We start from the raw sequence: 19954 nt of genomic DNA on the forward strand, positions 1-19954 counted from the left end.
GTTATACAATCAGAAAACCTGTCCCAGCGAGAACTCGAATCCTTCTGTACGGTCACCGCGTTTTTCGTTCAGCGGTACCGAATAGGTAAAGGTCAGAGGTCCGATCGCTGTAATCCAGGTCAGCCCTACCCCGGTGCTCAAACGCATCTCAGCCAAATCAATCCCCTCATTACAATAAGGGTGTTTGGTGAGTGTCGGAACATCAGCATCATAAGGCACATAGCATTCACTGGTGAATGCATTTCCCGCATCGAAGAACAGAACACTGCGTACCGAGCGGCGATCTTCAATAAAAGGCAGCGGGAAAATCAGCTCGAAACTGGCTTCAGCCAGGACGTTACCGCCCAGAGCACGTTCACTTTCGAGATAGTAAGGCGCGGTGACAACGGAGCCATCGCTGTTGGTTTCGTATTTCGGCTTATATTGATTGCTGTTGCTGACCAGTACCGCCGCACCGTCTTCGTCGGTTTTATACACCACGGTTGGCGCGGAGGTGTCCACCACCGGACGACCCAACTCATCGGTTTCATACACGACATTACCATCAGCATCGGTCTGTACCACGCTGACCGGTGCGTATTCAGGCAGACCTTTAGGCCCGAGACTGTTGGAGCGGTAACCACGCACCGAACCGATACCACCGGAACGGAAGTTCTTGAAGAACGGCAGGCGCTCAAGATCGCCGAAGCCATCGCCGTAGCCCAGATCGGTACGCAGACGCAACGCCCATTCTTCAGCAATCGGGAAGTAATAGTTAGCGGTGTAACCCAGTTTAAAGTACGTCAGGTCACTGCCCGGCACGGAAACGTCTGCAGACAATTTATGCTCGGTACCTGCCGTTGGGAACAGACCACGGTTCAGGTTGTTATAACGCCAGTTCAGGCCCAGCGTGTATTCATCAAAGTTGTCACCTTCTTTCTCCAGAAAGTCGACAATTTCCGCCGGCACCGTGGTGCCTTCAAACATTTCGGTATTGGCAAAACCAACAGAGAACGATAAACGCTGACGGCTGGAAATCGGGTAGCCGAAGGTCACGTTACCGCCTTTGGTGTTGGTCTGATAATCACTGACCGTATTCAGGCTGGCATAGTCGGTTTTACGGTAGAACAGGTTAAAACCACGGCTCACACCGTCGATGGTGTAATACGGATTCAGGTAAGAGAAGTTATACGACTGCACCGTATTGTTTTTCTGTACACCAAGCGACATACGGTTACCGGTACCGAAGAAGTTATTCTGGCTGACACTGGCCCCCAGAATCATGCCGCTACCACCGGCGTAACCGATATTGAAGTTCAGACTGCCACTGAGTTGTTCTTCAACGTTGTAATTCACGTCAATCAGATCGTCGGAGCCCGGAACCGCTGGTGTTTCAACGTTTACGGTTTTGAAGAAGCCCAACTGATTCAGACGGTTTTTACCGGCATCAATTTTATCGGTCGAGGCCCAGCCACCTTCCATTTGCAGCATTTCACGGCGCAGCACTTCGTCTTTGGTGCCTTCGTTACCGGTAAAGTTAATGCGGCGAACATAAGTACGCTTACCCGGCTCAACAAAGAAGGTCAGATCGACGGTTTTATCTTCGTCATGAATTTTCGGAATGCCATCAACCTTGGCAAAGGTGTAACCATCATTGCCCAGACGCTTGGACATCAGATCACTGGAATAAGTAACCAGCTGACGGGAAAAGGTATCGCCCGTTTTAATCAGCTGCAGGCGGGTAAACTCGGCTTCATCCAGCACCAGGTTACCGGCCATTTTGATGTCTTTCACCGAATACACATCGCCCTCAGTGAGGTTAACGGTGATATAAACCCCTTCTTTATCCGGGGATACCGATACCTGAGTGGATTCGATGTTAAAGCGGATATAACCACGGTCGAGATAATAAGAGCGCAGTTTTTCCAGATCGCCGGATAATTTCTCACGGCTGTATTTGTTGTCGCTGGAATACCAGGACCAGAAATTACTGGTCTGCAGCTGGAATTGTTTCAGCAGTTCGTCATCGCTGAACGCTTCGTTGCCGACAATATTGATATGTTCGATGGTGGCGACGCTGCCCTCTTCGACATGAATTTTCAGCGACACACGGTTGCGCGGCAGACGCACAACTTCGGTTTCAATACCGGCATCATAACGGCCCTGCGCCACATACTGACGTTCCAGTTCCAGCGAGATGCGTTCCAGCGTAGAACGCTTGAATACCAGGCCTTCGGCCAGCCCCGACTGCTTCAGACCATCCAGCAGCATTTCCGTCTGAATGGCTTTGTTACCGTCAATTTCGATACCGGTAATAGTCGGCAGCTCAACCACCTGTACGATCAGGATATTGCCATCACGCAGCAGCTGCACATCATTAAATAAGCCGGATTTAAATAAGCGCTTGGAGGCCGTGACCAGACGGGCAGAATCCACCTGATCGCCCACATTGACAGGAAAAGCTTCGAATACCGTACCGGCAGATACCCGCTGCAGACCTTCAAGACGGATATCTTCAACGACAAAGGATTCGGCGCGGACGATGGACGACAGTAACCCCAGAAAAAGCGTAAACAGCAAAGAACGCATGTAAATAGTTATCCAAGCAACTCGGCAATCAACTACAGCCGACTTATATCGTTGTAAAAAGCAACCAGCATCAGGCTTAACAGCAGGAATAAACCGAACTGCACGGCAATGATCTGAACACGTTCTGGCAGAGGTCTGCCGCGTACTACCTCAACGAGGTAAAACAGGATATGCCCGCCGTCCAGCATGGGCACCGGCAATAAATTCAGTACTCCGAGAGAAATACTCAACAATGCCAAAAATCCGATAAAGGCTTCCAGCCCTCCCGAAGCCGAAGCGCCGGCTACTTTAGCAATGGTGATAGGCCCGCTCAAGTTCTTTACCGACACATCACCCAGTACCATCTTCCACAGGGAATCGAGGGTAAAGACAATCAGATCGCTGGTTTTGTTCACACTCAGCCACAAACCCTGCACAACACCGGCATGGCTGGTTCGCATCCAGTCTTCAGGAATCTCTGGCGCGACCACTCCGGCGCCGACAAAACCGATAACGGAGCCATCGTCCAGTGTCTTACTGCCAGGCGTCAGGGTAAGGTCAACCAGTGCCCCCTTACGCTCCAGCGTCAGCTGCAGAGAGACTCCGGGCGCAGCACGGACATGCTCAACCCAGCCATACCAGTCGGCAACAGGGTTGCCATTGATCGCAACCACATGGTCCCCGGCCTGAATACCCGCCGCTGCGGCGGCACCGCCAGGCTGGACCTCACCGACCACCGCCGGTACATCCAGCCGGCGTGGTTCAATACCCAGCCCGGCTAACGGGTCCGGTACTTCCTGATCGGTCAGCCAGTCATTCAGTTGCAGCAGCGCCGAACGGCGACTGCCATCGCTACCCTGCAGCGTCAGACGAACATCGGCGTCCTCACCCAGAAAACCCACCAGCTGCCAGCTAACTTCCTGCCAGGTCGTGGTTTCGTGATCATTAATAGCAACGATTTCATCACCACTGCGCACCCCGGCCACCGCCGCTACCGAGTCTTCTGCCACAGTGCCCACCACGGGTACAAAGCCGCTGGTACCGGAAACAAACAGCAGCCAGTAAGCCAGCAGGGCGAAAATAAAATTGGCAACCGGACCCGCCGAAGCAATGGCAATGCGCGCCCATGGCGACTTACGGTTAAAAGCCTGGTCAAGCAGATGCTCGGGCACCGGGGCTTCGCGCTCATCCAGCATTTTCACGTAGCCGCCCAGCGGGATAGGAGCAATGGCAAATTCAGTACCCTGCTTATCGGTAAACGACCAGAAAGGCTTACCGAAACCGACCGAAAAGCGCAGCACCTGTACGCCGCAACGGCGCGCTACCCAAAAGTGGCCAAATTCATGAATCACCACCAGCAGACTGATGGCGATAATAAAATACAGTAACGTCACCCGTTCACTCTCCCGTTAGCGGCATCCAGCTGTGCGCCTGCACAGTCACGTGCCCACTGATCCGCGGCCATCACATCAGCCAGATGCTGAATCGGCTGCACATCATGCTGGGCCATAACCCGGGCGATCAGAGTTGGAATAAAACTGAACGGAATTTGTTCCCGCAGGAAAGCCTCGACGGCGATTTCGTTGGCGGCATTCAGTACCGCAGGCATAGTGCCACCGGCGCTGAACGCTTCTTTTGCCAGTCGCAGACAGGGAAAGGTTTCTTCGTCCGGCGGGGTAAAATCAAGGCGGGCGATACTGAACAGGTCCAGCGACTGCACGCCCGCATCAATACGCTCAGGCCAGGCCAGGCCATAAGCGATCGGCGTACGCATATCCGGCTGCCCCAGCTGGGCAATGACCGAACCGTCACAGTACTGAACCATAGAATGGATAACACTCTGCGGATGCACCACGACCTGTACATCATCGGGCACACAGTTAAATAAGAAACAGGCTTCGATCAGCTCCAGCCCTTTATTCATCAGGGTGGCGGAATCGACGGAGATTTTCTGCCCCATCGACCAGTTCGGATGAGCCACCGCCTGCGCCGGTGTGACGTTTTCCAGTTCTGCGGCCGTGCAACCGCGGAAAGGTCCACCGGACGCCGTCAGCAGAATTTTACGGATACCGTGAGCGCTGAAGTCGCCGCCATAGTTGTGCGGCAGAGCCTGAAAGATCGCGTTATGTTCACTGTCAATCGGCAACAGCGTGGCACCACCTTTGCGCACCGCCTGCATAAACAGCGGACCGGCCATGACCAGACTTTCTTTGTTGGCCAGCAACACCCGCTTACCGGCTTCAGCCGCGGCCAGTGTTGGCAGCAACCCGGCTGCACCAACGATGGCGGCCATGACCTGATCAACTTCTTCGGCTTCAGCAACCTCTACCAGCGCACGGGTTCCGCTCAGAACCGTGGTCTCGCAGCCACAGTTCAGCTGCGCCTGAAGACGCCGGGCAGCGTCACTGTCTGCCATCACGGCATAGCGGGGAGAGAATTCGCGTACCAGTGCCGCCATTTCATCGGCACGGGTAGCGGCGGTAAGCGCAAAAACCTGATAGCGCTCAGGGTGGCGCCGAATGACGTCCAGGGTGCTCTGACCAATCGAGCCAGTGGCACCCAGCACGGTAATCTGGCTTGTCATCCAGCCAGACCCCAGTCAAGAATCAGCATAAAGAAGGCGAATACAGGGACGGCCGCTGCCATGCTGTCAATGCGGTCCAGTACGCCGCCGTGACCCGGCAACAGGGAGGAACTGTCTTTGATACCACGGTGGCGTTTCATCATACTTTCCACCAGATCCCCCAGCACAGAAATCACCATGGTGATAACGGTGATGGCCAGCAGACGCCAGGCATCGTGCAGATCCATCGGCTGCACCCAGGTATGGACGCAGGCACCGAATATCAGCGCGACCAGCAGAGTGGTTACCAGACCACCCCAGAAACCGGCCCAGGATTTACCCGGACTGACATGCGGCGCCAGCTTGGTATTGCCCCACTTTTTACCGGCAAAGTAAGCACCGGTATCAGCACCCCAGACAATCAGCATCACGTAGACAATCAGCAACGAGCTGTGTGGCTGGGTTTTCAGGTGCATAAACCCCACCCACATAGGAACCAGTACACAGAGGCCCAGCAGTGCCCGGACAGGACGCGCCGCCCACAGATCGGTACCTCCCGGATAGCGCTTCACCAGCGCAAAGGCAACCACCCACCAGGCAGTACCAACCGCCAGATAACCAATCAGGTATTGCGGGTGCATTTTCAGAACCCGGGCACTGATATAGAGGCACACAAACACTACCAGCGCATAGGCAACACGGCTCCAGTTACGCTGGTAACCGGCAATATTTGCCCATTCCCAGGCGCCAATGGTGGCGATAGCTGCGATGAAAATAGCGAATTCTTTCAGCGGCAGAAAAAAAATGCCGATGATCATCAGGGGGGCCAGCACCAGCGCTGTCAGTACGCGTTCCTTAAACACCTTGTTTCACTTCCTCTAACTGGTCGTCCGTGCGGCCAAACCGTCTTGTCCGGTCTGCAAACGCAGCCAACGCTTTTTGATATTCTTCTTCTTTGAAGTCGGGCCAGAAGGCATCGGAAAAGTAATATTCCGAATAAGCAGTCTGCCACAGCATAAAGTTGCTGATGCGCTGCTCACCTCCGGTACGGATCAACAAATCCGGTGCCGGTAAGTCACTCAGCCAGGTATAACGATGAAAGAGTTGTTCGTCGATATCCTGTGGCTGTAATTTTCCATCCTGCACATCCTGTGCAATACGCTGTGCGGCCTGGGCAATATCCCACTGCCCACCATAATTGGCCGCAATCACCAGAGTCATTGCGTCGTTATTGGCGGTCAGCTTTTCCGCATCGGCAATCAGCTGCTGAATTTTGCTGGAAAATCCCTGCAGATCACCCATTACCCGCAAGCGGATATTGTTGCGATGCAGTTTTCTGACTTCCCGCTCCAGCGCTACCACAAACAGCTGCATCAGCGCGCTGACTTCATTCGCCGGTCGCCGCCAGTTTTCACTGCTGAAGGCAAACAGCGTCAGCACTTCAACACCGGCACGTGCCGAGGTTTCCACCACGGCACGTACGGCATCGACGCCAGCTTTGTGGCCAGCCACTCCGGGCATAAAACGGCGCTTAGCCCAGCGGTTGTTGCCATCCATAATAATGGCAACATGGCGCGGCACCTGGCCCTGAACGGCCTGCGTATCATCAATACTGGTTGACATAAAATTTGCCGGTTTATACCTGCATCAGGTCTTTTTCTTTGGTTGCCAGTGCGGCATCCACGTCGGCAATAAACTTGTCGGTCAGTTTCTGAATCTGATCGTCGCTGCCACGCAGTTCGTCTTCAGAAATCAGTTTTTCTTTCAGCAGATCTTTTGCTTTGCCGTTGGCATCGCGACGGATATTACGGATCGCAACACGGCCTTTTTCGGCTTCAGCGCGGGCCTGCTTGATATAGGTTTTACGGGTTTCTTCGGTCAGGGCAGGCATTGGCAGACGAATGGTGTCACCGTTGGTCGCCGGATTCAGACCCAGGTCAGATTTCAGAATGGCGCGCTCAATTTGTGGCACCAGGTTCTTTTCCCATGGGTTGATCGCCAGGCTGCGGCCATCTTCAACAATGATGTTAGCAACCTGAGAAATCGCAGTCGGCGTACCGTAGTAGTCGACCATTACACCGTCCAGAATGGCCGGGTTAGCACGGCCGGTACGGATCTTTTTAAAAGACTCCAGCATCGCCTGCAGACTTTTATCCATGCGCTCTTCGGCGTCTTTTTTAATATCGTTAACCATCGTTATTTTTCCTCACTCACGATCAGGGTGCCGTCATCGCCACCTGTCATCAGGCGGGCCAGCACTCCGGGCTCATTCATATCATAAACACGCAGTGGCATGTTATGGTCACGGGCAAGACAGATCGCGGTTAAATCCATAACACCCAGCTGTTTTTCCAACACTTCCTGATAGGTCAGGCAGTCGTATTTTTCGGCATTCGGGTCTTTCTTCGGGTCGGCAGTATACACACCATCGACGTTGGTTGCCTTCAGAACAACATCGGCATTAATTTCGATACCACGCAGACAGGCTGCGGAGTCGGTGGTGAAGAACGGGTTACCGGTACCGGCAGAGAAAATCACCACATCACCACCTTCCAGCGCGCGGATGGCACTGCGGCGATCGTAGTGGTCAACCACGCCACTCATCGGGATGGCCGACATAACGCGGGTCGGCATATTGGCACGCTCCAGAGCATCGCGCATGGCCAGCGCGTTCATAACCGTTGCCAGCATGCCCATATGATCTCCGGCAACACGGTCGAGTCCGGCTTCGCTCAGCGCTTTACCGCGGAACAGGTTGCCGCCGCCAATCACCAGACCGATCTGTACACCAATACCACGCAGCTGGCCGATCTCAAGTGCCATGCGGTCGAGTACTTTGGGATCGATACCAAAATCCAGCTCGCCCATCAGGGCCTCACCACTGAGTTTCAGCAGAATGCGTTTGTACTTGGGACTTTTTTGCTCGGCCATGGAGATCTCCAGATAGATAATAAACTCGGCAACAGGCAGACCCGCCTGACTGTTGCGTTACGGGATGGGCACCCCGCCCTGCGGCACAAACCGCCGCTGATACTTGGCGTATCAACAGACACCAGACAACCGCGTTAGTTGCCTGACGTCAAATACAAATATGCCGGGCGAGCCCGGCATATCATAGGGTATTCAACCGCTGGTTATCCTACCCCGTGCTTACAATCAGCCTTTCAGCTGTGCAGCAACTTCAGCAGCGAAGTCTACTTTCTCAACTTCGATACCTTCACCTACTTCCAGACGCAGGAAGGAAACAACGTCAGCACCGGCCGCTTTAGCCAGCTGAGCGATAGTCTGCTCCGGGTTCTTAACGAACGGCTGATCCAGCAGGCTGTTTTCTTTCAGGAACTTGTTGATACGGCCAACCATCATTTTTTCGACGATTTCGTCTGGCTTACCAGCCATATCTGGCTGAGCCTTGATGATTTCTTTTTCTTTCTCAACAACTTCAGCAGGCATATCTTCTGCGCGCACAACACGTGGGTTAGCAGCAGTTACATGCATTGCGATGTCTTTAGCCAGTTCTTCATCACCGGCGGTCAGGGCAACGATACAGCCCACTTTACCGTTAGAGTGCAGGTAAGCACCCAGAACCGGAGCTTCCAGAACAGACGGACGACGTACAGTGATGTTTTCACCGATTTTCTGAACCAGAGCCATACGGGCTTCTTCCAGTTCACCTTCCATCAGTTTGGCAACGTCAGTTTCTTTGGTAGCAACCAGTTTGGCCAGAACAGTGTCAGCAAAAGCAGAGAAGTTTGCATCGCCGGCAGCGAAGTCAGTTTCAGAGTTAACTTCAACAACGAAAGCAACGCCATCTTTAACTTCGATACGCAGCTTACCTTCAGCAGCAGCACGGTCTGCTTTTTTAGCTGCTTTCAGACCAGAGTTTTTACGCAGGTTTTCAATCGCCAGATCGATATCACCGTCGGTTTCAGTCAGTGCTTTTTTGCACTCCATCATGCCCAGACCGGTACGTTCGCGCAGTTCTTTAACCTGAGCAGCAGAAATATTTGCCATGTGTGTAATCCTCTATCAGTTAACTTGTCAGTAAATTGCACCTAAAAAAAAGGGGGCAAGCCCCCTTTTTCCGAGCGTCTGAGATTACTCAGCTGCTTCCTGTGCCGGCGCTTCTTCTGCTACTTCGACGAATTCGTCTGCAGCCACACCATTTTGCTGCTTGCCTTCCAGTACGGCGTCTGCGATTGCAGAAGCGTAGATCTGGATAGCACGGATAGCATCGTCGTTACCTGGGATAACGTAATCGATACCGTCAGGGTTAGAGTTGGTATCAACCACACCAATAACCGGAATACCCAGCTTGTTGGCTTCCTGAACAGCGATACGCTCATGGTCAACGTCGATCACGAACAGTACGTCCGGCAGACCGCCCATTTCCTTGATACCACCGATAGAACGCTCCAGCTTCTCCATTTCACGGGTACGCATCAGAGCTTCTTTTTTGGTCAGCTGTTCGAAAGTACCATCGTTTTGTTGCGCTTCGAGGTCACGCAGACGCTTGATAGACTGACGGATGGTTTTGTAGTTGGTCAGCATACCGCCTAACCAGCGGTGTGCGACGAAAGGCATGCTGGAACGCTCAGCCTGCTCTTTCATGATCTTACCTGCAGCGCGCTTGGTACCAACAAACAGAACTTTGTTGTTACGGGCAGCCATAGACTCAACCAGTTTCAGCGCGTCGTTCAGCGCAGGAACGGTGTGCTCCAGGTTGATGATATGAATTTTGTTGCGGGCGCCGAAAATGTACTTGCCCATTTTCGGGTTCCAGTAACGGGTCTGGTGACCGAAGTGTACGCCTGCTTTCAGCAGGTCACGCATGCTTACTTGTGCCATGATAACTACCTTAATAAGTTGGGTTAGGCCTCCACGTACCCATCTCTCCGACCCTTGCCATCTCTGGCCGGGCACCCCGGATCAACGTTGTGATACGTGTGTGTCATTTACATGGAACGGATCAGTCCGTTTCACGGCGATTTTTTCGCGGGCGCTTTATACCACTTTTACCCAGCCAACGCCAGCACAAAACAACCTGACGACGGCCTCCGCCACGTAATCCGAAACGCCCCGGCCGCCGCTGAGCATCACAAACGACAGGCGCAATTTCTGATTAAAGCTAACTATGAAGACCATTGGTTCAATACCGCGGCCACAACCAGTACAATGGCCGCTTAACCAAGTCTGATGAACAGGTAAACAACTCCCCATGAGTGTCATCATCAAGTCCGCTGAGGACATCGAGAAAATGCGCGTTGCCGGCCGTCTGGCGGCTGAAGTTCTGGAAATGATCGGTGAATATGTAAAACCCGGCGTTTCTACCGGTGAGCTGGACCGCATCTGCCATGACTACATTGTGAATGTTCAGCAGGCCATTCCCGCACCGCTTAATTACCGCGGCTTTCCGAAGTCTATCTGCACCTCAATCAATCAGGTGATCTGCCACGGTATTCCGAGTGATGACAAGATCCTGAAGAAAGGCGACATCATTAACATCGATATCACCGTCATCAAAGATGGTTACCACGGCGACACCAGCAAGATGTTCTTTGTCGGCGAAGCCAGTCCGGCCAACCAGCGCCTGGTGGAAATTACTCAGGAGTGTCTGTACCTGGGTATCGATCTGGTCAAACCCGGCGCCCGCCTGGGGGATATTGGCCATGCGATTCAGCAGCACGCCGAAAGCAACCACTATTCCGTCGTACGCGAGTACTGCGGTCACGGCATTGGTACTGTCTTCCACGAAGATCCTCAGGTACTGCATTACGGCCGTCCGGGCACAGGTCTGGAGCTGAAAGCCGGTATGATTTTTACCATCGAGCCAATGATCAATCAGGGCACCCGTTTTAATAAGCTGATGAAAGATGGCTGGACCGTGGTCACCAAAGACCGCAAGCCGTCTGCCCAGTGGGAGCACACCATTCTGGTAACGGAAACCGGCGCAGAAGTGCTGACCCGTCGTCAGGAAGAAACCCGGTTCGGACAATAATCCATGGATGCTGTGGCGCCTGCGTTACCGTCGATCGACTCGCAGCAGTTACTGGCTGATCTGCAGGCTGCGGTTTCTCCGCTGCCGGTGGTCAAGCCAGTCCTGAAGCGTATTCAGGAAGAAGCCCACGCTTATTTCCGCGCCACGCTGGATGCCAGCACACTGGTACCGCTGCGGGCCCGGCTGATTGATCAGATACTGCAGTGTCTGTGGCAGAACAGCCGCTTACCCGCCACCGATCTGGCTCTCGTCGCGGTAGGTGGTTACGGCCGAGGTGAACTTCATCCTCATTCCGATATTGATGTACTGCTCCTCGCGCGCAATGAAGAAGCCATTAATGCCAACAGCGAGGCCCTGCAGGGCTTTATCACCCTGCTGTGGGATCTGAAGCTGGATGTTGGCCACAGCGTGCGCACGCTGGATGAATGCGTCAGCGAAGCCGAAAAAGATCTCACCATCATCACCAATATGATGGAAAGCCGCTCACTGGCTGGCGATACCGAGCTGCACCAGCTGCTGAAACAGGCGACCTCCGCCGATAAAATCTGGCCCGCTCAGGCATTCTTTAATGCCAAGTGGCAGGAAGTGCAGGCACGTCACCGCAAGCACAACGATTCGGAATACAACCTCGAACCCAATGTTAAAAACTCTCCCGGTGCATTGCGCGATATCCAGACCATTACCTGGGTGACCATGCGCCACTTTGGCCAGGGCAGTCTGCTCGCCCTGCAGGACAAAGGCTTTCTGACACCGTTTGAGTTTGAGCGTCTGGAGCGCAGCCGCCATTTTTTATGGCAGGTACGCTACGCCCTACATATGCTCGCCGGTCGCGAGGAAGACCGTCTGCTGTTTGACCTGCAGCGCGAAATCGCCGAATTACTCGGCTTTGCTGACGATAAAAAGTTACTGGGCGTAGAGCGCTTTATGTCGCGCTTCTACCGCAACCAGCTGGCAACGACCGAACTGTCCGACCTGTTACTGCTGCATTTCAATGAAGACTTTATGAAATGCGACAAGGTCAATGAGATAGAAACCCTGAATGAATATTTCGTTCTCTGTAATGGCTATCTGCAGTTAATCGACAAAGATCTGTTCAAGCGCGAACCGGGCTGGCTTCTGCAGGTATTCCTGCTGATGGCCAAAACACCGCAGGCCAAAGGCATTCACTCCGATACCATCCGCGCCCTGCGTGATCACCGTAATCTGATCGATGATGAATACCGCGCCAACGCCGGACACAATCAGATTTTTATGCAGCTGATGCGCAACCGTTCACGCGTAGTCCGTGAGCTGTCACGTATGATGCGCTACGGTATTCTGGGCCGTTATATTCCGGAGTTCGGCCATATTATCGGCATGATGGAACACGACCTGTTTCATATTTATACCGTCGATGAACACAGCTTCCGCATGATGCGTTTTCTGCGTCACCTGCGCTTTGGCGATGTGCGCGAGCGTTTCCCGATCGCCTCGCGCCTGATTCATAAAGTGCAGAAAAAAGAAATTCTGTATCTGGCTGCCCTGCTGCACGATACCGGCAAAAGTATTGAAGGCGATCACACCGCCAATGGCGGCGATATTGCTGCCGCTTTCTGCCGCCAACATAATTTACGCCCGACCGACAGCCATATGGTGGCCTGGCTGTGTGCATCGCATCTGACGATGTCACAGGCGTCACAGCGTCTGGATCTGAATAATCCGGATGATATTCACCAGTTCGCGCTGGAAATGGGCGACCAGAACCACCTCGATCTGCTGTATCTGATTTCCGTTGCCGATATTGTCAGTACAAATCCGAAACTGTGGACCAGCTGGCGCGCAGAACAGATGCGTGACCTGTACCGCAATACTCAGGCTGCGCTGCGTCGCGGTCTTGGCAATCCAATTAATAAAGAAGACTGGATCGAAGAAATTCAGCAGGAAGCCATCAGCAAGCTCACCGCCAAAGGTCTCAGCGAAGAACGTATTCTGCAGATCTGGGGCGAACCCGGTGATGATTATTTCCTGCGCGAAGGGATCGATAATATTGTCTGGCAGACACTGGAAATTCACGCCCACGGCAGCAGTAATAAACCGCTGGTTTCCATTCGTCCGACATCAGACCGTCAGTTTGAAGGCGCGACGCAGATCTTTATTTTTATGAAGGATCAGCTGAATTTATTCGCAGCCACAACCGCGACACTGGATCAGCTGAATCTGAATATTCAGGATGCCCGCATTATGACCTCCGAGCAGGAACATAATGCCGTCGACACCTACATCGTACTGGATGAAAACAACGAACCGATTGAGGACCCGCAGCGCATAGAAAAAATCCGCGCCACCCTGATCGAAGCCCTGTCACATCCGGAAGACTACTCCACCATTATTCAGCGCCGTACACCGCGTGCGCTGAAACAGTTTCAGGTGGAAACCCAGGTTTCCATGAGTAATGACCCGGTAATGCAACGTACGGTACTGGAAGTGATTGCCGCCGACCGACCGGGCTTACTGGCGCGCATGGGCGCCATCTTTGCCGAGTTCGGTGCGCAGATGCAGGGCGCAAAAATTCTGACGGAAGGTGAGCGGGTATCAGATATTTTCTTTATTCTCGATGCTAATGGTCAGCCATTCTCCGATGCTGAACAATGCCACAAACTGAAAGATGCCATCATCCACGGTCTGGAAGAGCAGGTAGAGGCACAATCTGCCGTATAACTCGAAAGGTTCGGTCGAAAAATAGCGCTCTTTTTTCGACCGGACTCAGGCTAGAGTATCTCTGATAAATACATCTGAAAAAGGTGCAAGGAGATATCCGATGAACGAACGCCAACTGCAACACATTATTCCCAGTCACCCGACCTCCGATGGCGATGGTGTAAAAATCCGCCGCGTCGCCCTGTTCGATCAGCCGGTAGCCGACCCTTTTCTGATGCTCGACGAACTCTCTTCCGATAACCCGGATGATTTTATCGGTGGCTTTCCGCCACACCCGCACCGTGGCATGGAAACCCTGACCTACCTGCGTCATGGCAGCCTGGAACACCGCGATCACATGGGCAACCGCGGCATGATCAACAGCGGCGGTGCCCAATGGATGTCCGCCGGTCGCGGAGTGATTCACAGCGAAATGCCTGCCCGTGAAATGCAACAGCTGCATGGTTTCCAGCTGTGGATCAACATTCCCGCCAAAGACAAAATGCAGGAACCGAAATACCGTGATGTCAGCGCTGCAGAAATTCCGCTGATTACTCAAGGCAATGGTATGCAGGTTCGGGTGATTGCCGGTCAGTGGCAGATAGAAGGCAACAGCATTCAGGGACCACTGACGGATCTCGCCGCTCATGCCGGTTATCTGGATATTGAATTACCTGCCGGCAGCTCACTCAGCTTGCCGACACCAGCAGAGCAGAATGTCGTCGCTTTTGTGTATCAGGGGCAATTACAGACACAGCCGCTGGCACCAGAAAAGTCATTACTGGTATTTGGCAAAGGTGAACAGCTCATCCTGAATGCACAGAGTGACACAAAACTTCTGCTGTTGAGTGGCAACACCATCGGAGAAAAAATCGTCCACTACGGACCTTTCGTAATGAACAGCATCGAAGAGATTGAACAGGCTATTCAGGATTACAATGCCGGACGCTTTGGCCGCGACTGAACGCCATCTCTCAGAAAACAGACAATAAAAAAGGGCCCCAGGGGCCCTTTTACATTCTATGCATCCGGAGATGGTTTTTTACGCTTAATAGGAGCAAAACCTTCAGAATCCATCAGTGTTCCTGTTGCTTTCGGGCGACTTGGACGCGGACCCAGTTTCTTTTTCTCTGACACATTTTTCTTACTGCCTTTAGCTCCGGCACCTTTAGCCCCGGAACCTTTAGCCGCCGCTGTTCTTTTACCGGCTTTTGGCTTTTTCTTGGCTCCGGCAGCCTTGCCGGATGACTTCAGTTTTTTCGGACCGCGATAGCTGCCTTTTAATTCCGGAATTTCACGGGATTCCATCAGCTGCTGTAAATACCGCTCGATAGAAGCTTTCAGATTCCACTCATGGGCAGCAATCAGACTGATGGCCAAACCGGTTTTTCCGGCACGGCCCGTGCGACCGATACGATGAACATATTCATCACCTTTACGCGCGAGATCGTAGTTAATCACCAGATCCATCCCTTCAACGTCCAGACCACGTGCTGCAACATCGGTGGCGATCAGAATGTTGCGCTTACCTTCACGCAGAGACTGCATCACATAGTTACGCTCGTCCTGGGTCATATCGCCATGCAACATAGCAATACCGTTACGGTGACGACGCAGAAATTCGTTCAGGCGCTGCACTTCAATGCGCTTATTCACAAAGATAATGGCTTTATCGTAAGTCTCATTGGCCAGCAACCACACCAGCAAGCGGTCTTTGTGGGCATTGTCATCCGCCAGAATGCGTTGCTGGCGAATATACTCATGCTGATCCTGCACAGTATGGGTGGTGATTACTTCCGGCTCACGCAGCATGGCACGAGCAATACGGCCAATACCTTCATGACGCAGAGTCGCAGACAGCATAAAGGTCTGGCGATCTTTATTGGCATGCGAAACCACCAGATTCATGTCTTCAGCAAAGCCCATGTCCAGCATGCGGTCTGCTTCATCCAGAACCAGAAACTCCAGATCCTTAAGTTCCGCCGTACCACGTTTGATATGGTCAACCAGACGACCCGGTGTAGAAATAATAATTTCCGGGTTTTTACGCAACACAGCGGCCTGATATTTGAATTCATCACCGCCAGTCAGCAAGCCGACATTCAGATGAGTCAGATCAGCGAATTGCTGAGCCGTTTTAAAGACCTGACGGGCCAGCTCCCGCGTTGGAACCATGACCAGTGCACGGGTCCCGGCATTCGGCGCCGCTGCTTTATTCAGCAAAAGCTCCATGATCGGCAACAGATAAGCCAGTGTTTTACCACTACCGGTTTCCGCACAGACCTGAACATCCTTTCCAGCCAGTGCCAAAGGAAGCATCAGCTCCTGAACTTCAGTCGGGGTAGAAATATTAAGCTGTTCCAGGCCGGTCAGCAGACGGGCATTAAATTCGATATTGGCAAACAAGGGATTACTCTCACGTGTAAACGAAGCTGCAGTATAACAAAAGCCAGGCATCACCACCGTTTAAGTTATTGCAGGTATTTTCTTCAGACAAAGAAAAACCCCCGCCAGCTCAGCTGACGGGGGTTTAGAATAAGAGCTTGACGATGACCTACTCTCACATGGGGAAGCCCCACACTACCATCGGCGATGCTGCGTTTCACTTCTGAGTTCGGAATGGATTCAGGTGGTTCCACAGCTCTATTGTCGTCAAGCAAACCTTTATGAAGCTGGTCGTCTTACGCGTTCTGCGACATGACTTCAAATTAGGGCGGATACATGAGTCACTGTTAAGTGAAGAGATTCTCAAGCGAACAAGCAGTTGCTTGTCGTATTCAATCAACCCTTACCGGGTTTGGGTGTTATATGGTCAAGCCTCACGGGCAATTAGTATCAGTTAGCTCAATGCCTCACAGCACTTACACACCTGACCTATCAACCTGGTAGTCTTCCAGGGCCCTACAGGGAACTCGAAGTTCCAGTGAGATCTCATCTTGAAGGAGGTTTCCCGCTTAGATGCTTTCAGCGGTTATCCTGTCCGAACGTAGCTACCCGGCAATGCCACGGGCGTGACAACCGGAACACCAGAGGTTCGTCCACTCCGGTCCTCTCGTACTAGGAGCAGCTCTTCTCAAATCTCAAACGCCCACGGCAGATAGGGACCGAACTGTCTCACGACGTTCTAAACCCAGCTCGCGTACCACTTTAAATGGCGAACAGCCATACCCTTGGGACCGGCTTCAGCCCCAGGATGTGATGAGCCGACATCGAGGTGCCAAACACCGCCGTCGATGTGAACTCTTGGGCGGTATCAGCCTGTTATCCCCGGAGTACCTTTTATCCGTTGAGCGATGGCCCTTCCATACAGAACCACCGGATCACTATGACCTACTTTCGTACCTGCTCGACGTGTCTGTCTCGCAGTTAAGCCGGCTTGTGCCATTACACTAACCTCCTGATGTCCGACCAGGATTAGCCGACCTTCGTGCTCCTCCGTTACTCTTTGGGAGGAGACCGCCCCAGTCAAACTACCCACCACACAGTGTCCTCGATCCGGATAACGGACCAGAGTTAGAACCCCAAATTGACCAGGCTGGTATTTCAAGATTGGCTCCACAAAGACTGGCGTCTCTGCTTCAAAGCCTCCCAGCTATCCTACACAAGCCAATTCAAAGTTCACTGTGAAGCTATAGTAAAGGTTCACGGGGTCTTTCCGTCTAGCCGCGGGAACGCAGCATCTTAACTGCGAATTCAATTTCACTGAGTCTCGGGTGGAGACAGTGTCGCCATCATTACGCCATTCGTGCAGGTCGGAACTTACCCGACAAGGAATTTCGCTACCTTAGGACCGTTATAGTTACGGCCGCCGTTTACCGGGGCTTCGATCAAGAGCTTCTCCGAAGATAACCCCATCAATTAACCTTCCGGCACCGGGCAGGCGTCACACCCTATACGTCCACTTTCGTGTTTGCAGAGTGCTGTGTTTTTAATAAACAGTTGCAGCGACCTGGTATCTTCGACCGGTCTCAGCTTACGGAGCAAGTCCTTCACCAAAACCGGCGCACCTTCTCCCGAAGTTACGGTGCCATTTTGCCTAGTTCCTTCACCCGAGTTCTCTCAAGCGCCTTGGTATTCTCTACCTACCCACCTGTGTCGGTTTGGGGTACGGTCTCTTTATAGCTGAAGCTTAGAGGCTTTTCCTGGAAGCATGGCATCGACCACTTCGGACTCCGTAGAGTCACCGTCATCAGTTCTCGGCATTAAGGACCCGGATTTGCCTAAGTCCTCTGCCTACCACCTTAAACACGGACAACCAACGCCGTGCTGGCCTAGCCTTCTCCGTCCCCCCATCGCACTATAAAGAGGTGCGGTAATATTAAACCGCTTCCCATCGACTACGCTTCTCAGCCTCGCCTTAGGGGCCGACTAACCCTGCCCCGATTAACGTTGGACAGGAACCCTTGGGTTTCCGGCGGGGGAGTTTTTCACTCCCCTTGTCGTTACTTATGTCAGCATTCGCACTTCTGATACCTCCAGCCTGGTTCACACCTTGACCTTCAACGGCTTACAGAACGCTCCTCTACCATGCAATAAATTGCATCCGTAGCTTCGGTGTACAGTTTGAGCCCCGTTATATCTTCCGCGCAGGCCGACTCGACTAGTGAGCTATTACGCTTTCTTTAAAGGGTGGCTGCTTCTAAGCCAACCTCCTAGCTGTTTTAGCCTTCCCACATCGTTTCCCACTTAACTGTAACTTTGGGACCTTAGCTGACGGTCTGGGTTGTTTCCCTTTTCACGACGGACGTTAGCACCCGCCGTGTGTCTCCCGTGATTGAACTCATGGGTATTCGGAGTTTGCAAAGGGTTGGTAAGTCGAGATGACCCCCTAGCCTTAACAGTGCTCTACCCCCCATGGTTAGACACGAGGCGCTACCTAAATAGCTTTCGAGGAGAACCAGCTATCTCCGGGCTTGATTAGCCTTTCACTCCTATCCACAAGTCATCCCCTAACTTTTCAACGGTAGTGGGTTCGGTCCTCCAGTTGATGTTACTCAACCTTCAACCTGCTCATGGATAGATCGCCCGGTTTCGGGTCTAATGCTAGCGACTATACGCGCAGTTAACACTCGGTTTCCCTACGGCTCCGCTATTCGCTTAACCTTGCCACTAACATTAAGTCGCTGACCCATTATACAAAAGGTACGCAGTCACCGAACTAAGTCGGCTCCCACTGCTTGTACGTACACGGTTTCAGGATCTATTTCACTCCCCTCACAGGGGTTCTTTTCGCCTTTCCCTCACGGTACTGGTTCACTATCGGTCATCTGGGAGTATTTAGCCTTGGAGGATGGTCCCCCCATATTCAGACAGGATATCACGTGTCCCGTCCTACTCGTTTTCACTGCTTATAGGTTTTCGTATACGGGGCTATCACCCACTACGGCCGCACTTTCCAGAGCGTTCTACTAACCACAAAACAGCTTAAGGGCTGGTCCCCGTTCGCTCGCCACTACTTAGGGAATCTCGGTTGATTTCTTTTCCTGCGGGTACTTAGATGTTTCAGTTCTCCGCGTTCGCCTCACACACCTATGTATTCAGTGTGTGATACCCGCCTTATGACGGGTGGGTTTCCCCATTCAGAGATCTCCGGATCAAAGGTTGTTTGCCACCTCCCCGAAGCTTATCGCAGGCTACTACGTCTTTCATCGCCTCCAGATGCCAAGGCATCCACCGTGCACGCTTAGTCACTTGACCATATAACCCCAAACCGTTTCAGTTCTTACAAGCTATGAAGAACAAAACTTTATGGTGTGGAGTTAATTGCTATCGCCAAGCAACTGCAAGTTCGCTTGAGAATCTCAATTCTCATGTATCCTAATTTTTAAAGAACAACACAAAACCACGAGGGTTCGTGTAAAAGCATTTAAGCAATTCGTGTGAGCACTTAACTGAGACGACTGAAGTATCGTTTAAGGAGGTGATCCAGCCCCAGGTTCCCCTAGGGCTACCTTGTTACGACTTCACCCCAGTCATGAATCACTCCGTGGTAAACGCCCTCCCGAAGGTTAGGCTATCTACTTCTGGAGCAACCCACTCCCATGGTGTGACGGGCGGTGTGTACAAGGCCCGGGAACGTATTCACCGTGACATTCTGATTCACGATTACTAGCGATTCCGACTTCATGGAGTCGAGTTGCAGACTCCAATCCGGACTACGACCGGCTTTGTGA

13 protein-coding genes and 3 rRNA genes (1 of these 16 cut by a window edge) are annotated in these 19954 nt (G+C 52.6%); 3 read left to right on the top strand and 13 right to left on the bottom strand.

Annotation, left to right across the window (positions count from 1 at the left end):
- Window positions 1-9: 9 nt before the first annotated feature.
- The 9 genes from bamA to rpsB form a co-directional block, all read right to left on the bottom strand.
- Window positions 10-2568: an outer membrane protein assembly factor BamA gene (gene bamA / locus MT343_RS13155; protein ID WP_145469992.1), complete on the bottom strand. Its 2559-nt coding sequence runs from the start codon at window positions 2566-2568 to the stop codon at window positions 10-12.
- Window positions 2569-2600: 32 nt separating this feature from the next.
- Window positions 2601-3941 (bottom strand): RIP metalloprotease RseP, encoded by a 1341-nt coding sequence (rseP, locus tag MT343_RS13160; protein WP_145469991.1) that lies wholly within the window; start codon window positions 3939-3941, stop codon window positions 2601-2603.
- Window positions 3938-5131 (bottom strand): 1-deoxy-D-xylulose-5-phosphate reductoisomerase, encoded by a 1194-nt coding sequence (ispC, locus tag MT343_RS13165; RefSeq protein WP_145469990.1) that lies wholly within the window; start codon window positions 5129-5131, stop codon window positions 3938-3940. The genes rseP and ispC overlap by 4 nt, the downstream gene beginning before the upstream one ends.
- Entirely contained in the window at window positions 5128-5973 is an 846-nt protein-coding gene (locus MT343_RS13170; protein ID WP_145469989.1) for a phosphatidate cytidylyltransferase, read from the bottom strand. Before MT343_RS13170 ends, ispC begins: the two co-directional genes overlap by 4 nt.
- Window positions 5966-6733 carry an isoprenyl transferase gene (locus tag MT343_RS13175; RefSeq protein ID WP_145469988.1) on the bottom strand — a complete coding sequence of 256 codons (768 nt, stop codon included), beginning with the start codon at window positions 6731-6733 and terminating at the stop codon, window positions 5966-5968. The genes MT343_RS13170 and MT343_RS13175 overlap by 8 nt, the downstream gene beginning before the upstream one ends.
- 13 nt (window positions 6734-6746) lie before the next feature.
- Window positions 6747-7304 (bottom strand): ribosome recycling factor, encoded by a 558-nt coding sequence (frr, locus tag MT343_RS13180; RefSeq protein ID WP_145469987.1) that lies wholly within the window; start codon window positions 7302-7304, stop codon window positions 6747-6749.
- Window positions 7305-7306: 2 nt separating this feature from the next.
- Entirely contained in the window at window positions 7307-8041 is a 735-nt protein-coding gene (gene pyrH / locus MT343_RS13185) for a UMP kinase (protein ID WP_145469986.1), read from the bottom strand.
- A gap of 225 nt (window positions 8042-8266) precedes the next feature.
- The gene (gene tsf, locus MT343_RS13190; protein ID WP_145469985.1) at window positions 8267-9121 is read right to left on the bottom strand and encodes a translation elongation factor Ts; all 855 of its coding nucleotides are present in this window, start codon (window positions 9119-9121) and stop codon (window positions 8267-8269) included.
- A gap of 84 nt (window positions 9122-9205) precedes the next feature.
- A complete protein-coding gene (gene rpsB, locus MT343_RS13195; RefSeq protein ID WP_145469984.1) occupies window positions 9206-9955 on the bottom strand; it encodes a 30S ribosomal protein S2 in 750 nt (249 codons plus the stop codon).
- Between the two features lie 370 nt (window positions 9956-10325).
- Between rpsB and map the strand changes: the two genes are divergently transcribed.
- The 3 genes from map (at window position 10326) to MT343_RS13210 (ending at window position 14745) form a co-directional block, all read left to right on the top strand.
- A complete protein-coding gene (gene map / locus MT343_RS13200) occupies window positions 10326-11105 on the top strand; it encodes a type I methionyl aminopeptidase (RefSeq protein WP_145469983.1) in 780 nt (259 codons plus the stop codon).
- Between the two features lie 3 nt (window positions 11106-11108).
- The gene (gene glnD, locus MT343_RS13205) at window positions 11109-13802 is read left to right on the top strand and encodes a [protein-PII] uridylyltransferase (RefSeq protein WP_145469982.1); all 2694 of its coding nucleotides are present in this window, start codon (window positions 11109-11111) and stop codon (window positions 13800-13802) included.
- 100 nt (window positions 13803-13902) lie between these two features.
- A complete protein-coding gene (locus MT343_RS13210; RefSeq protein WP_145469981.1) occupies window positions 13903-14745 on the top strand; it encodes a pirin family protein in 843 nt (280 codons plus the stop codon).
- Window positions 14746-14801: 56 nt separating this feature from the next.
- Here the strand turns inward: MT343_RS13210 and MT343_RS13215 are convergent, their stop codons facing one another.
- The 4 genes from MT343_RS13215 to MT343_RS13230 all read right to left on the bottom strand — a co-directional run.
- The gene (locus MT343_RS13215) at window positions 14802-16187 is read right to left on the bottom strand and encodes a DEAD/DEAH box helicase (protein ID WP_243989401.1); all 1386 of its coding nucleotides are present in this window, start codon (window positions 16185-16187) and stop codon (window positions 14802-14804) included.
- Window positions 16188-16322: 135 nt separating this feature from the next.
- Window positions 16323-16438: ribosomal RNA gene (gene rrf, locus MT343_RS13220) — 5S ribosomal RNA — on the bottom strand.
- A 151-nt stretch (window positions 16439-16589) separates the two neighbouring features.
- Window positions 16590-19478: ribosomal RNA gene (locus MT343_RS13225) — 23S ribosomal RNA — on the bottom strand.
- A gap of 216 nt (window positions 19479-19694) precedes the next feature.
- A 16S ribosomal RNA gene (locus tag MT343_RS13230) occupies window positions 19695-19954 on the bottom strand; it runs 1275 nt beyond the window's last position.
- Together the 16S, 23S and 5S rRNA genes form the textbook arrangement of a ribosomal RNA operon.

It is taken from the genome of Venatorbacter sp. C2-1 (assembly GCF_022832715.1).
GTDB classification, from domain to species: Bacteria; Pseudomonadota; Gammaproteobacteria; order Pseudomonadales; family Oceanobacteraceae; genus Venatoribacter; species Venatoribacter alkanivorans.